Source organism: Flavobacterium sp. ZB4P23 (assembly GCF_003970375.1).
Lineage (GTDB): Bacteria > Bacteroidota > Bacteroidia > Flavobacteriales > Flavobacteriaceae > Flavobacterium.
This window is the reverse complement of the sequence record NZ_RYDK01000007.1, coordinates 130,802-146,002: the sequence shown is the minus strand read 5'-3', so window position 1 is coordinate 146,002 and position 15,201 is coordinate 130,802. Positions and strand designations below refer to the sequence as shown.

The following is a 15,201-nucleotide window of genomic DNA, read 5'->3' as shown; positions in this document are numbered from 1 at the left end:
TGTTTAACTATAAAATACCCGTTGGGTGTAATTATTCAAAACGTCAGTTCGAGTGTTTTTTTGTGTAGTAAAAACGGAACAAAAAATGTATCGAGAACCGTTTTTAATACTAATTTTCTAGTTCTCGATATAATCCCGCCCAAAAGCGGGATCACTCGAACTGACGAAAATTATCATCAAAAATTAATTGAACCCAACGGGTTATGAAATGTAAATTATTAGCAATAAATGTTGTGTATTTATAAAGATTTATTCAATTTTACCTTTTAAACACTATCAAAATGGATAATACGCATTACATTAGTACTGAGTTACTTAGCCTGGAAACGCTAGAGGAAATTGTCTCACATCATAAATCATTGGCTTTGTCCGATGAAGCAAAAATAAATATTCAAAAATGTCGCGATTATCTAGATAAAAAAATGGCTTCACATTCGGATCCCATTTACGGTATAAATACAGGTTTTGGGTCGCTTTGTAATGTTAAGATTTCGAATGAAAATTTATCAAAACTTCAGGAAAATTTAGTCAAATCGCATTCCTGCGGAACGGGAGAGGAAGTACCAACTCAGATTGTGAAACTAATGTTGTTGCTAAAAATTCAATCGTTGAGTTATGGTCATTCCGGCATTCAATTGCAAACAGTGGAACGATTGATTGCCTTTTATAACAATGATATTCTTCCGGTAATTTATACCCAAGGATCGCTTGGCGCTTCGGGAGATTTGGCTCCTTTGGCGCATTTATCATTGCCTTTATTAGGTGAAGGTGATGTGTATTTTGAAGGTAAGAAAGTGCATTCCAGCGAAGTTCTAAAACATTTTGGCTGGGAGCCAATAGTACTGCAGTCTAAGGAAGGATTGGCCTTATTGAACGGAACACAATTTATGAGTGCTTATGGAGTACATATCTTAATGAAAGTCAGCAAATTTTCTTATTTAGCAGATTTAATAGGTACTATTTCACTTGAAGGATTTGATGGAAGAATAGAACCTTTTAATGAATTGATCCATTTTATAAGGCCTCACAAAGGGCAAATTGTAACTGCTAACCGCATAAAAGGATTTTTGGAAGGGAGCGAAATTATCGAACAGGAAAAAAATCATGTCCAAGATCCATATTCGTTCCGATGTATGCCACAAGTGCATGGGGCTTCAAAAGATGCAATTGATTATGTAAAAAAAGTGTTCAAGACTGAAATCAATTCCGTTACTGATAATCCTAATATTTTTATTGAAAGTGACCAAATCATTTCCGGAGGTAATTTTCACGGACAACCTTTGGCTTTAGCCTTAGATTTTATGGCAATCGCTTTGGCTGAGTTGGGAAGTATTTCTGAACGAAGAACGTATCAATTGATCTCCGGAACTAGAAATCTTCCGGCATTTTTAGTAGATAATCCCGGTTTGAATTCTGGTTTGATGATTCCTCAGTATACAGCTGCCAGTATTGCCAGCCAAAATAAACAACTAGCAACTCCCGCCAGTGTAGATAGTATTGTTTCCAGCAACGGGCAGGAAGATCATGTGAGTATGGGGGCAAATGCTGCTACTAAAGCATTGCGGGTTTTGGATAATCTGGAACGCATTTTAGCAATAGAATTGATGAATGCTTCGCAAGCCATTGAATACAGACGGCCAATGCTGTCAAGTGATTTTATTGAAATGTTTTTACAGGCCTATCGTGAAGAAGTTCCTTTGATTAAAGAAGATCGAATTTTGCATTATGATATTGAAAAGACGGTTTCTTTTTTGAACAGTTTTCAAATAGAAAATGATTTGTTAACAATGGCTTAACATTAACAATTAATAATGAATTAATTTTGCCGGACTAAATTTTAATGAAATGAACATAAATAATTTTTTCCAATTTTTGGTTCCTAAAGACAAAAAGTTTTTTCCGCTTTTTGAACAAGCATCAAGTAATTTAATTGAAATTGCTACAAATTTGCACGAAGCTGTAAACCTTCCTTTAAAAGAGCGCGAGGATCTTTTTCGAAAAATTGATGCATTAGAACAAAAAGGAGAGGATATAACACGTCAAACAAGTTTAGAGTTGAGTAGAAATTTTATTACTCCATTTGACAGAGAGGACATACACTCTCTAATCACTTCAATTGATAATGTAGCGGATAATCTTCATGGTGCAGCGAGCAGGATGAAATTGTATCAAGTTGATAAAATCACGAAATCCATTAGAAAATTGACTGAAATCAATCTTGAAGCATGTCAAAATATTGATGTAGCGGTAAGAGAATTGAGAGATTTAAAAAATATAAAGAACATCACGGATGCCTGCGTCAGAATTAACAAATTAGAAAATAAATCAGATAATGTTTATGATAAAGCAGTTCTTGATTTATTCGAAAATGAAACGGATGCAAAAAACATTATCAAGTACAAAGAAGTATTGTCAGTTTTAGAGACGGCTACTGATAAATGTAAAAGTGTAGCGAGTGTTTTAGAATCCATTTCTGTAAAACATTCTTAATTCATTCGTTTTATTCTGAAATTATAATTATGGAATTTACTCTACTTATAGTTATTATAGTCCTGGCTTTAATTTTTGATTACATTAATGGTTTTCATGATGCTGCCAATGCTATAGCAACCGTTGTTGCCACAAAAGTATTAACTCCTTTTCAAGCAGTTGTTTGGGCCGCTTTTTTTAACTTTTTGGCGTATTGGGTTTTTGGTTTTGGTGTTGCAGATACTGTGGCAAAAACAGCCAATACGATGGATATTAATTTAGTCGTTATTTTAGCGGGTGTAATCGCCGCTATCATTTGGAATTTATTCACTTGGTGGCAAGGAATTCCTTCTAGTTCTTCACATACCTTAATTGGTGGTTTTGCCGGAGCAGCTATCGCTCATGCCGGATTTGGAGTAGTTTCTTGGTACAATGTTGGAAAAGATGGAGGAATGCCTTCGGGTGTTTTGATCATCATTGCATTTATTATATTGGCACCTTTGTTAGGCGCTTTAATGTCTTATTTAATATCAATTTGGTTGCTAAATGCCTCTAAAAAAAGTATTTATCCTAAAATATTTACAGCTTCTTTAATGATTTTGACCATCTGGTTTGTAGAAAGTCAAATGATCTATTACGACCAGATTAAAGACCCTCGTTTTCCATCGTCTACTTTTTGGAGTGTTGCGTTTGAATCCCATAATATCAAATGGTTTTTAGTGGCATTCATCGTTCTGTCCATAAGCGCCTTCTGTTTGATATTTAGTAGTTTAAATTTAAATCAAGCTACGGCCTGGTTAAAAAAAATGCAATTACTGTCTTCAGCAGCCTTTAGTTTAGGGCATGGAGGGAATGACTCCCAAAAAGTAATGGGTATTATTGCAGCAGCGGTTGCGGTTTATATTCACACCAGTGGTGTTGCTCAGGAATCGCTTCCAGCTTGGTTAGATGTGGTGCTTCCTAATGACGAAGGAGCCTTTAAAATGCCAACTTGGATTCCACTTGCCTGTTATTCTGCTATTGCAGCAGGGACTTTAAGCGGCGGTTGGAAGATCGTGAAAACAATGGGTTCTAAAATAACAAAAGTGACCTCTTTTGAAGGTGTTGCCGCAGAAACTGCCGGGGCACTGACCTTATATTTTACAGAGCATTTTAAAGTGCCCGTAAGTACAACGCATACTATTACTGGATCTATAATTGGAGTTGGACTTACTAAAAGAGTTTCAGCCGTGCGATGGGGAATGACCGTAAGTTTATTATGGGCTTGGGTTTTAACCATTCCAATTTCAGCAATATTAGCAGCAATCATTTACTATATTTTTAGTATTTTTATTTAATACTAAAAGAAAAATCATAATAAAAAACCATTCTTACTGAGAATGGTTTTTTTATGCTCCAAAAATATATTTGTTTAAAACAGAAGATCTTGTCTTTCTTTCGTTAAATATGTTTTTTATTAAAAGGCGTTAAGGTCAAATTTTGTGATTTTATAGGTGTGTTTAATTTTTTAACAGCACTTTATTTCAAGAAAATAAATTTCGTGAATATATATTGAGTTTTTTATGTCTAATTTATTCCACTCAAATTTTTATGAATGCGTCTTCGTTTGTAATGGGTCTGTTTTAAATTAGCATCTCCGGATATAATGCTAATATTTCCGTCTATTTCTAGGATTGCTAATTTTACATCTTTAAAATATTCGACTCCATGTTCATGCATGGCTTCTTTTAATTCATCAGAAGTGATATTTAATTTGCTAAGAGTCTTAAAATCCAAATTGCCGTTGTGTATAAGGATTTCTGGTTTTTCTTGCATGAAATCACTGAATCTTGGGTACTTAAACATCAATTTTTTTAAAATAAAATTGATGGTAAACAATACAGTTGCCGCAGCTAAACCTTCCGATAAACTGGTGTCGTTTCCTACCATTGCATTTTGAACAGAGTTACTGATTAGCAGAATTAATATTACATCAGCAGTGTTTAGTTGAGACAATTCTTTCTTGCCAAAAAGTCTCAAGGCAATAACCATAAAAAAATAAACGAAAATACTTCGAAGAATTATATCAAGATATTCGTTCATTTTTTTAGTTTTAAAGTAATTTTAAAAGTTTTCAATAGACTGTAAACGGCTACTGACTGCTATTTTATTTTAAAATTTTTCTCGATTGCTTTGATCATTTCGCCGGCAATATCTTTATTGGTAGCTCCTTCAATTCCTTCTAGTCCTGGCGATGAATTTACTTCTAATAACAACGGGCCTTTAGCGGAACGAATAATGTCTACACCTGCCACTTTGAGGTCCATTGCTTTGGTTGCTTTGATGGCAATACGTTTTTCTTCAGCGGTTACTTTTATAATAGATGCTGTTCCTCCAAGATGAATGTTAGCCCTGAATTCGCCCGGCATTGCTTCACGCTGAATAGCAGCCACTACTTTTCCATCAATTACAAAACAACGAATGTCTTTTCCATTGGCTTCTTTGATGAATTCTTGAACTAATATATTGGCATTTAAGCTTTTGAAAGCATTTATGACACTTTCTGCGGCTTTTTTTGTTTCTGCCAACACGACTCCTTTTCCTTGTGTTCCTTCTAGTAATTTCACGATTAGTGGAGAACCGCCCACCATTTTTATCAAATCATCCGTATCCAAAGGGGAATTAGCAAAACCAGTGGTAGGAATTTCAACCCCATGATTCAATAGTAATTGCAAAGAGTATAATTTATCACGTGATTGCGTAATAGCATTCGATGAATTTAAGCAATATACTTTTAATGCTTCAAATTGTCTGGTCAAAGCGCAACCGTAAAATGTAATGCTAGGTCTGATTCTGGGTATAATGGCATCAAATTGATTTAGTATCTTACCGCCACGATAATGAATTTCTGGCGTTTTTGCATCCAGTTTCATATAGCATTCCTTGATGTTCAGAAAGTGCATTTCGTGACCACGCATTTCGCCAGCCTCCATTATACGCTTGTTGCTGTACAATTCAGGATTACTGGCCAAAAGTCCGATGCGTAATCCGGAACTTGCTTTCTCGGAATTTTTATACAATTCTTTTAGACTGTCGGGTGTGGGTTGTCCTAAAAGATATTTTTGCTCCGGATCAACCAATACTCTTCCGCTCATGGCTTCACGGCCTAAAAGCATTCTGAAACCCATGGAATCTCGATTGGTCAATGTCATCTCAATAGGCCATTTTGAACTTCCTATTTGTAGATTTGTTTGAATTACATAGCGTTGTTCTCTAAAGCCACTTGAACTTTTAACGATGCGTTTATCAATTAAAGGCGCTTCACAATGAATTATTGTTTTTAAATTATTTTGGATTGGGTTAATGTCAAATTTCACCCAATTGCTTTCGTCTTTAATAAATGGAGCAATATTTATAGCGTGTAGCGCAGATGTTTTAGCACCGGAATCAACACGTGCTTTAATGGTTGGAATCCCTATTTCAGGGAATGAGCACCATTCTTCACTACCTAGGATAACTTTGTTTTCAGACATAAAGTAATTTTAATGGATCAATGTTATAAAAACCAAATGTAAATATTTGTTTTCAAAAAAAGTGTATTTTATCATAAAGAAAAAACCCGTTACGTTATAAAAACGTAACGGGTTATGGTTAAGATTCAAAGGAATTATTTAAGGATTTGTGGCTTCGCCGGCTTTATGAACCTGAACCGTTAATTCTTGTGCCCCTTCTTCGATATCCATGAAGATTTCATCTCCGGTTGTTATTTTCGAAGTGATAATTTCTTCTGCAAGGGTATCTTCAACATATTTCTGAATGGCTCTTTTTAGTGGTCTTGCGCCAAATTGCCTGTCGAAACCTTTCTCAGCTATAAATGCTTTTGCTTTGTCAGAAAGACTCAATTGATACCCTAATTCGGCAACACGGGCGAATAATTTTTTTAATTCGATTTCGATAATTAAATCAATATCATGTTTTTCTAAAGCATTGAATACAATTACATCATCAATTCTATTAAGGAATTCAGGAGCAAAAGTTTTCTTTAAGGCGTTTTCAATAATACTTTTTGAATTATCATCAGCCTGCGCTACTTTGGCAGCAGTTCCAAAACCGACTCCTTGTCCAAAATCTTTTAATTGTCTGGCACCAACATTCGAAGTCATGATTATTATGGTATTTTTGAAATCAATTTTTCGGCCTAAACTATCCGTTAAATATCCGTCATCCAGCACTTGTAATAACATATTGAAAACATCAGGATGCGCTTTTTCGATCTCATCCAATAAGACCACACAATAGGGTTTTCTTCGCACTTTTTCAGTCAGTTGACCGCCTTCTTCATACCCTACATATCCCGGAGGTGCACCAACTAAACGAGAGATAGCAAATTTCTCCATGTATTCACTCATGTCAATGCGTACCAAAGCATCTTCAGAGTCGAATAACTCTTTAGCCAATACTTTAGCAAGTTGTGTTTTACCAACACCGGTTTGTCCTAGAAAGATAAAGGATCCAATAGGTCGATTTGGGTCTTTTAACCCGGCGCGATTTCGTTGTATCGAACGTGCAATCTTCATGACGGCCTCTCTTTGTCCAATAACTTTTCCTTCAATAAGTTCTGGTAATTTAGCCAATTTATTGCTTTCGGTTTGTGCTATTCGGTTCACAGGTATTCCGGTCATCATCGATACAACATCGGCTACATTGTCTTCCGTAACTTCTATTCTGTTGTTTTTTGAATCTTCTTCCCATTGCTCCTGTGCAATAGCTAAATCTTTTTCAATACGTTTTTCGTCATCACGAAGTTTAGCGGCCTCTTCATATTTTTGTTTTTTTACCACAACATTCTTCAGTTCTCGAACATCTTCTAATTGACGCTCTAAATCTAAAATTTGTTTTGGAACTTCAATATTGGTAATATGAACTCTGGAGCCTGCTTCATCTAAAGCATCGATGGCTTTGTCCGGTAAGAAGCGCTCAGACATGTACCTGTCAGTTAATTTTACACAAGCTTCAATAGCTTCTTGTGTATAAGTAACATTATGGTGGTCTTCATATTTATTTTTGATGTTATTCAAAATTGTAATCGTTTCAGTGACGGATGTAGGTTCTACAATTATCTTTTGAAAACGTCTCTCTAATGCACCATCTTTTTCTATGTATTGTCTGTATTCGTCTAATGTTGTAGCGCCAATACATTGAATCTCACCGCGCGCTAATGCCGGTTTAAACATATTGGATGCATCCAGAGATCCAGTTGCACCACCAGCACCTACAATGGTGTGAATTTCATCTATAAAAAGAATGATATCATCATTTTTTTCCAATTCATTCATCACTGCTTTCATGCGCTCTTCAAACTGCCCACGGTATTTTGTTCCGGCAACAAGACTGGCTAAATCCAAGGTAACAACACGTTTGTTGAATAAAGTACGTGATACTTTTTTCTGAATAATTCGCAACGCTAGACCTTCGGCAATGGCTGATTTTCCCACACCTGGTTCTCCTATTAGTAATGGATTGTTCTTTTTTCTACGACTCAAAATTTGCGAAACGCGTTCGATTTCTTTTTCACGCCCTACAACAGGATCCAGTTTTCCTTCTTCGGCCATTTCTGTTAAATCCCTTCCAAAATTATCTAAAACAGGGGTTTTCGATTTTTTATTGGATTTGTTGGCTGGATTGTTAAAGGTGCCTTCTTTTAGACTGTCATCTTGTCCTGAATCGTCATTATACGATTCGTTTCTTGGCAATTTCTCTATAAATTCTTCTTCGTTTGGAGTCATGTTTAGATATTGTTCTTTAGCTATATCATAATCAATTTTCAGTTTATTCAATAGCTTGGTTGTTGGATCATTTTCATTTCTTAATATGCATAACAATAAATGTGCGGTGCTGATAGAGGAACTCTGAAAAACCTTAGCTTCTAGAAAAGTGGTTTTCAAAGCCCGTTCTGCCTGGCGTGTCAGGTGCAGGTTTTTCTTCTCAACATTTACTTCTACACTAGGACTTGCGGGGCTTAAGATCTCTACTTTTCTGCGTAAATGGTCTAAATCGACGTCAAGGTTATTCAATATTTGAATTGCTTTTCCGTTGCCGTCTCTTAGAATTCCCAGCATTAAGTGTTCTGTTCCTATAAAGTCATGTCCTAGTCGCAAAGCTTCTTCTTTGCTGTAAGTAATAACGTCTTTTACTCTTGGTGAAAAATTATCATCCATAATATATATTTGATATCGTAAATTTAGTGAATTAGTGATAGAAAAACAAAAACCATTCCTATATGAAGTCGTGTCAGCTAAGTGACAAAAATTATCAAGATATTAAAGTTAAATTTACCTTAAATTATCAACTAAAAGCGAAGTTTTATTTGTTAATAAATCATTGAAATTAGTGTTTTAAAATAGGTTTAAAAATTTCAAAAAGATGTATATTGGCACGTTTTGAAACTAATATAATTTTTTAATATAACAACTTATGTCTGAAGGAGAAAAGTTAATTCCTATTAACATTGAAGATGAAATGAAAACGGCCTACATCGATTACTCGATGTCGGTAATTGTATCAAGAGCACTTCCAGATGTTAGAGATGGCTTGAAACCAGTACATCGAAGAGTCCTATTTGGAATGCATGATTTGGGTGTAAATTCTAGATCTGCCCACAAAAAGTCCGCAAGAATTGTTGGGGAAGTTCTTGGTAAGTATCACCCACACGGTGATACCTCAGTTTATGATGCAATGGTTCGTATGGCACAAGAATGGAGTATGCGTTACTTATTGATTGATGGCCAGGGTAATTTTGGGTCAGTAGATGGCGATAGTCCTGCAGCAATGCGTTATACAGAGGCTAGAATGCGTAAAATTTCAGAAGAAATCTTGGCGGATATAGATAAAGAAACTGTTGATTTTAAATTAAATTTTGACGATACGCTGGAGGAGCCAACAGTTATGCCAACACGCGTTCCTACCTTATTAATAAATGGGGCAACAGGAATTGCAGTAGGTATGGCCACTAATATGCCCCCTCATAACTTGACTGAGGTGATAAACGGGACATTGGCTTTCATGGACAATAGCGATATTGAGATTGATGAGTTGATGACGCATATCAAAGCCCCAGATTTTCCTACAGGAGGTGTTATATATGGATATGAAGGCGTTCGTGAAGCATTCAAAACAGGTAGAGGACGTATTGTAATGCGTGCCAAAGTAGGTTTTGAAGAAGTGGACGGAAGAGAATGTATTATCGTTACCGAAATTCCTTATCAAGTTAACAAGGCCGATATGATTAAGCGTACGGCTGATTTGGTTAACGATAAAAAAATTGATGGAATTGCGAATATCCGAGATGAATCGGATAGAAACGGGATGCGTATCGTTTATATCTTGAAACGAGATGCTACGCCAAACGTAGTTTTGAATACACTTTATAAGTTTACACAATTACAGTCTTCTTTCAGTGTAAACAATATTGCCATTGTAAAAGGGCGTCCGCAAATGTTGAATCTGAAAGATCTGATTCATTATTTTATAGAGCACCGTCATGATGTAGTGACTCGCAGAACGCAATTTGAATTGAAAAAAGCAGAAGCAAGAGCCCATATTTTAGAAGGTTTGATTATCGCTTCGGATAATATTGACGAAGTAATTGCTTTAATCAAAGCTTCAAAAAGCACCGAAGAAGCAAGAGAAAAACTAATCGAAAGATTCAATTTATCCGATATTCAATCTCGAGCCATTGTTGAAATGCGTTTGCGTCAATTAACAGGTCTTGAACAAGATAAGTTAAGAACAGAATACGATGAAATCATGAAGTTAATCGAGCATCTAAAAGCTTTATTAGCAGATGTAAACTTAAGAATAGCCTTGATTAAAGAAGAACTAACTGAAATTCGTGATAAATATGGAGATGAACGCCGTTCTGTAATTGAATATTCAGGAGGAGATGTTAGTATTGAAGATTTAATTGCCGATGAAAATGTAGTTATCACGATTTCACATGCAGGATATATTAAACGTACAAATCTTACGGAATACAAAACTCAAAACAGAGGCGGAGTTGGACAAAAAAGTGCAGGAACACGGGATCAGGATTTCTTAGAGCACATGTTTGTGGCTACGAATCACCAATATATGATGTTCTTTACCCAAAAAGGGAAATGTTTCTGGATGCGTGTTTACGAAATACCAGAAGGAAGTAAAACGGCCAAAGGAAGAGCAATCCAAAACTTGGTAAATATAGAAAGCGACGATAAAGTAAAAGCATTTATTTGTACTCAGGATTTAAAAGATCAAGATTACATCAAAAGTCACAACCTTATTATGGTGACTAAAAAAGGGCAGGTTAAGAAAACATCTTTAGAGAAATATTCTAAACCCAGAGTGAATGGAGTTGCTGCAATTACTATTAAAGAAGGGGATGAGTTATTAGAAGCAAAATTAACGAACGGGCAAAGCCAAATTATTTTAGCTGTGAAATCTGGTAAATTAGTTCGTTTTGAAGAAACTAAAACCCGTCCAATGGGAAGAACAGCTTCAGGAGTTCGCGGAATTACACTTAAGGATGATACGGATGAAGTAATTGGCATGGTCACTGTAAACGATATGAGCAGCGAAATATTAGTAGTTGCTGAAAACGGTTATGGAAAACGGTCAAGCCTTGACGAATACAGAATTACAAATCGTGGAGGTAAAGGAGTAAAAACCTTGAATATTACGGAGAAAACTGGGAAGCTGATTTCTATTAATGCCGTTACTGATGCGGATGATTTAATGATTATTAATAAATCTGGATTGACTATCAGAATGGCTGTAGAGGATTTGAGAGTAATGGGACGTGCTACGCAAGGTGTAAAACTGATCAATATAAAAGGAAACGATTCCATAGCTGCAGTCACTAAAGTAATGAAAGACGATGTGGCGGAAGTAGTTGTTGATGAAGACGGAAATATTATTGAGTCGGAAGCTATCGAAAGAGTAAAACCTGTTCTTGAAGTTCTTGAAGAGGATGGTGTAGTTGAAGAGGAGGATGAAGAGGACGATTCTGAAAGTGAAGACGAAGACACTGAAGACGAAGACGATTCAGATGACGAAGCTTAGTATGAATACTAATAACTGGTTTCAAAACTTCCAATCCAATTGGATTGGAAGTTTTGAAATTAAATAAGTGTAGATTAAAAAAGAACTATTAAACAAAATCGAATACCATGAAAAGTAAATATGTAGTACTAGCATCAGCGTTAGTGATTTCAGTAGCCACTTTTGCTCAAAAAGATCAAATTAAAGCCGCTGAAAAAGCATTAAAAGGGGGTAAATCTCAAGAAGCAGTAACCATTTTGATGGAAGCCGAATCTCTCATCGCTAATGCTAAAGAGGCGGAGAAAGCACAATTTTTCTTTGTAAAAGGAAAAGCTTTATTGGATTTAGCCAATAAAAAAGTGGATGCAGATGCTAATCTTTCGCTTGCGGCAAAAGCATATCAAGATTTAATTGATGCTGAAAAAGTTTCCGGTAAATTGAAATTTTCTACAGAAGCTGCAGCTTCAATTACAGAAATTAAATATAAATTGATTAATGCTGCCATAGCGGATTCAAAAATCAATAAGCATTCAAATAGTGCAAAAAAACTGTATGATGCATATTTATTAGATAAAAAAGACACTATCAATTTGTATTATGCGGCCTCTACTTATGTGAATGCAGCAGAATATGACACAGCACTTAAGTTGTATGATGATTTGAAAAACTTAAATTATTCTGGAAAAGGAACCAGTTTTTTTGCGGTGAATAAAATCACTAATGAAGAAGATCTTTTTACAACGGCTCCGGAAAGAGACAGAGTAGTGAAAATAGGGACTCACGAAAAACCAAGAACAGAGGCTATTCCTTCTAAAAGAGGAGAGATCTATAAAAACATAGCTTTAATTTTAGTGCAAAACGGAAAAATTGAAGAGGCTAAAAAAGCAATATCGGATGCAAGACAAGCAAATCCGGAAGATACTTCATTGGTTTTGACAGAAGCAAATCTTTATTTAGAAACAAAAGATTTTGAAATGTATAAAAAGCTGATCGCTCAAGTATTAGAGAAAAATCCTAATGATGCTGATTTAGTTTTTAATTTAGGAGTTCTTAGTGCTAATGCAAAAAATCAGGTAGACGCTGAAAAGTACTATTTAAAAGTTATTGAAATTAATCCTAAATACATTAATGCTTACATCAATTTAGCGGCCATGAAGTTAGAGGATGAAAAGGTAATTATCGATGAAATGAATAAATTAGGAACTTCTACTAAGGATATGAAGCGCTATGATGAATTGAAAAAGAAAAGAGAAAATTTATTCAAAGCTACAATTCCTTTTCTTGCAAAAGCAGTTGAACTAGATCCTAAAAATGAGGATGTTTCAAAAACACTTTTAGGCGTATATAGCGCTTTAGAAATGACAGCTGAATACAAGGCATTGAAGGCAAAGAATTAATGCTAGATTTTTAAATTTAAAAATAACCTCTCTCGAATTACTATTTTGAGAGAGGTTTTTTTTATATGATTTTTTTAATTACTCTTAATTTGTGTGTATGCTTATTGGTTTCGGCATTAAATATTCCTAAATGATCAAGCCTGTCAATTCGTACTTTTCCACTGGCATGAATGATGTAATTATCATCCATAATTATTCCTACATGGATTATGTTGCCTTCTTCGTTATCAAAAAAAGCGAGATCTCCTGGTTCACTTTCTTCTATAAAACTTAAAGCTTCCCCTTGTTTTGATTGTTGAGAGGCATCACGAAGCAATTTATATCCGTTCAGTTTATACACCATTTGAGTAAATCCTGAACAATCAATTCCAAAAGGAGTTTTCCCTCCCCAAAGATAAGGAGCGTTTAAATACATAAAGGCAGTTTTTATCAAATGCTCTTTTGTTTTTTTGCCACTTGTTTTTGTTCCATCAAACTCAAAATTCGAAATGTTTATCTCACTGTTATTTATAAATGAAACCGAGGATCCGAGCGGAATAGGAATTAATTGATTATCTGGAGTAGTGATATATTCAATTAAATCGGAATTCAATATGATCGTTTCTGCGGATAATTGATTAAAATTTGATTCTGAAATCAACTGTAATTGTTTAGAATCGATCCAGCCTTCATACTCGTCGTAGTGTACTTTGATGCGAGACCATTGTTTCATTTGCTCTAAAATTTCAAAATGTTCTCCAAATAAAATTTGAGAAACAATTTCGCTTTTATCACTGGGTTCAAACCGAAGTGGTATCATTGCTAGATTACAAATTCCGAACATTTAGGGTAATTTATGAGTTTAAAATTAGGAGTTATATGTTTTTAATATACGACTCCTAATTTATAATTATTTTAAGCTCTTTCAATAACAATTGCTGAAGCACCACCACCACCATTACAGATTGCAGCAGCTCCAATTTTACCATTATTTTGTTCTAATACGTTGATCAAAGTAACAATAATTCTTACTCCGGAGCAACCTAAAGGATGTCCTAATGATACAGCACCACCATTCACATTAATCGTGCTGCTCTCTAGTCCTAAAATTTTGGCATTGGCTAGGCCAACTACAGCAAAAGCTTCATTGAATTCAAAATAATCAACATCAGTTATGGCTATTCCTGCTTTTTCTAATGCTTTAGGAATTGCTTTTGATGGACTTGTTGTAAACCATTTTGGTTCTTGTGCGGCATCTGCATACCCTTTTATATACGCCAAAGGTTTCAATCCTAAAGAGATTGCTTTTTCTTCGCTCATTAATATCACAGCTGCTGCTCCATCGTTTATTGTAGAAGCGTTTGCTGCGGTAACTGTACCGTCTTTTGTGAAAACAGGATTTAATGAAGGTATTTTGTCTAATTTTACATTAGAAAACTCTTCGTCTTTAGAAATTATAATAGGATCTCCTTTTCTTTGAGGAACGGTTACAGGGACAATTTCATTATCAAATTTTCCGGTCTCCCAAGCTTTTGCACTTCGCTCGTAGGATTGAATTGCGGCGTTGTCTTGGTCTTCTCGGGTAAAATTATATTCAGCAGCACATAAGTCCGCACAAACGCCCATTGCGTTGTTGTCGTAAGCATCAACAAGTCCATCTTTTTGTAAACCATCAATAAATGTTGCTGGACCAAATTTAGTTCCTGTTCTCAAATTCATATAGTGAGGAATTAAACTCATGTTTTCCATTCCACCCGCAACAACAATTTCAGCATCACCACATAAAATGGCTTGAGTACCTAGCATTACAGCTTTCATTCCAGAGGCACATACTTTGTTGACTGTAGTACAAGCAACAGAATTAGGTAAACCAGCATATAGTGCAGCTTGGCGAGCAGGAGCTTGTCCTACACCAGCTTGAACTACATTACCCATAAATACTTCATCAATTAAATTTGGATCCAATTTTATTTTGTCCAAAGCTCCTTTTATAGCCACAGCACCTAATCTAGGAGCGGTAACTGTAGATAATCCTCCCATAAAACTACCGATAGGTGTTCTAACGGCAGAAACGATAACAACTCTTTTGTTCATGATTTATATAATGTTGGTTTATGTAGCAAATTTAATCTTTTTTAAACAATTTCGTATTTTGATGTTGGGATAATCTCTTTTAAAAATTTATTTATATTCTATATGTTTGATTGTGAAGTCTTTTTAGAATTAGGATAAAAAATATTTAAAAAAAAGGTCTAAATAGTTGTGAGGAACGTAAAGATGTGTTAAATTTGCAACCGCAAAA

10 protein-coding genes are annotated in these 15,201 nt (G+C 35.2%); 5 read left to right on the top strand and 5 right to left on the bottom strand.

All coding sequences use genetic code 11. The features are described 5' to 3' along the window. Positions 1-281 precede the first annotated feature (281 nt). From hutH to EKL99_RS12330, 3 genes are read left to right on the top strand one after another with little or no spacing between them, the layout of a single operon-like run. Positions 282-1,796, top strand: coding sequence for a histidine ammonia-lyase (hutH, locus tag EKL99_RS12340; protein WP_126554171.1), 1,515 nt, complete (start codon positions 282-284; stop codon positions 1,794-1,796). Positions 1,797-1,845: 49 nt separating this feature from the next. Continuing rightward, a complete protein-coding gene (locus EKL99_RS12335) occupies positions 1,846-2,490 on the top strand; it encodes a DUF47 domain-containing protein (protein ID WP_126554173.1) in 645 nt (214 codons plus the stop codon). 29 nt (positions 2,491-2,519) lie between these two features. Beyond that, positions 2,520-3,806 carry an inorganic phosphate transporter gene (locus EKL99_RS12330; protein WP_126462458.1) on the top strand — a complete coding sequence of 429 codons (1,287 nt, stop codon included), beginning with the start codon at positions 2,520-2,522 and terminating at the stop codon, positions 3,804-3,806. 229 nt (positions 3,807-4,035) lie between these two features. Here the strand turns inward: EKL99_RS12330 and EKL99_RS12325 are convergent, their stop codons facing one another. The 3 genes from EKL99_RS12325 to EKL99_RS12315 all read right to left on the bottom strand — a co-directional run bounded on the left by EKL99_RS12325 (position 4,036) and on the right by EKL99_RS12315 (position 8,666). Next, entirely contained in the window at positions 4,036-4,551 is a 516-nt protein-coding gene (locus EKL99_RS12325; protein WP_126577049.1) for a DUF421 domain-containing protein, read from the bottom strand. 59 nt (positions 4,552-4,610) lie between these two features. Beyond that, entirely contained in the window at positions 4,611-5,981 is a 1,371-nt protein-coding gene (gene rimK, locus EKL99_RS12320; RefSeq protein WP_126462452.1) for a 30S ribosomal protein S6--L-glutamate ligase, read from the bottom strand. 138 nt (positions 5,982-6,119) lie between these two features. After that, the gene (locus EKL99_RS12315; protein WP_126462449.1) at positions 6,120-8,666 is read right to left on the bottom strand and encodes an ATP-dependent Clp protease ATP-binding subunit; all 2,547 of its coding nucleotides are present in this window, start codon (positions 8,664-8,666) and stop codon (positions 6,120-6,122) included. 256 nt (positions 8,667-8,922) lie between these two features. On the opposite strand from EKL99_RS12315, the gene gyrA reads away from it, so the two are divergent. Together gyrA and EKL99_RS12305 are read left to right on the top strand one after the other, a co-directional pair. Continuing rightward, positions 8,923-11,544, top strand: a complete 2,622-nt coding sequence (gene gyrA, locus EKL99_RS12310) for a DNA gyrase subunit A (RefSeq protein WP_126515427.1) — start codon at positions 8,923-8,925, stop codon at positions 11,542-11,544. Between the two features lie 107 nt (positions 11,545-11,651). Next, entirely contained in the window at positions 11,652-12,920 is a 1,269-nt protein-coding gene (locus EKL99_RS12305) for a tetratricopeptide repeat protein (RefSeq protein WP_126462443.1), read from the top strand. Between the two features lie 61 nt (positions 12,921-12,981). Here the strand turns inward: EKL99_RS12305 and EKL99_RS12300 are convergent, their stop codons facing one another. Together EKL99_RS12300 and EKL99_RS12295 are read right to left on the bottom strand one after the other, a co-directional pair. Further along, positions 12,982-13,743: a C40 family peptidase gene (locus EKL99_RS12300; RefSeq protein WP_126577048.1), complete on the bottom strand. Its 762-nt coding sequence runs from the start codon at positions 13,741-13,743 to the stop codon at positions 12,982-12,984. 71 nt (positions 13,744-13,814) lie between these two features. Continuing rightward, positions 13,815-14,993, bottom strand: coding sequence for an acetyl-CoA C-acyltransferase (locus EKL99_RS12295; RefSeq protein ID WP_126577047.1), 1,179 nt, complete (start codon positions 14,991-14,993; stop codon positions 13,815-13,817). Positions 14,994-15,201 lie beyond the last annotated feature (208 nt).

Bases quoted from the DNA above. Each gene is read 5' to 3' on its own strand.
- hutH (WP_126554171.1), top strand. From the start codon at position 282: ATGGATAATACGCATTACATTAGTACTGAGTTACTTAGCCTGGAAACG.
- EKL99_RS12335 (WP_126554173.1), top strand. From the start codon at position 1,846: ATGAACATAAATAATTTTTTCCAATTTTTGGTTCCTAAAGACAAAAAG.
- EKL99_RS12330 (WP_126462458.1), top strand. From the start codon at position 2,520: ATGGAATTTACTCTACTTATAGTTATTATAGTCCTGGCTTTAATTTTT.
- EKL99_RS12325 (WP_126577049.1), bottom strand. From the start codon at position 4,551: ATGAACGAATATCTTGATATAATTCTTCGAAGTATTTTCGTTTATTTT.
- rimK (WP_126462452.1), bottom strand. From the start codon at position 5,981: ATGTCTGAAAACAAAGTTATCCTAGGTAGTGAAGAATGGTGCTCATTC.
- EKL99_RS12315 (WP_126462449.1), bottom strand. From the start codon at position 8,666: ATGGATGATAATTTTTCACCAAGAGTAAAAGACGTTATTACTTACAGC.
- gyrA (WP_126515427.1), top strand. From the start codon at position 8,923: ATGTCTGAAGGAGAAAAGTTAATTCCTATTAACATTGAAGATGAAATG.
- EKL99_RS12305 (WP_126462443.1), top strand. From the start codon at position 11,652: ATGAAAAGTAAATATGTAGTACTAGCATCAGCGTTAGTGATTTCAGTA.
- EKL99_RS12300 (WP_126577048.1), bottom strand. From the start codon at position 13,743: ATGTTCGGAATTTGTAATCTAGCAATGATACCACTTCGGTTTGAACCC.
- EKL99_RS12295 (WP_126577047.1), bottom strand. From the start codon at position 14,993: ATGAACAAAAGAGTTGTTATCGTTTCTGCCGTTAGAACACCTATCGGT.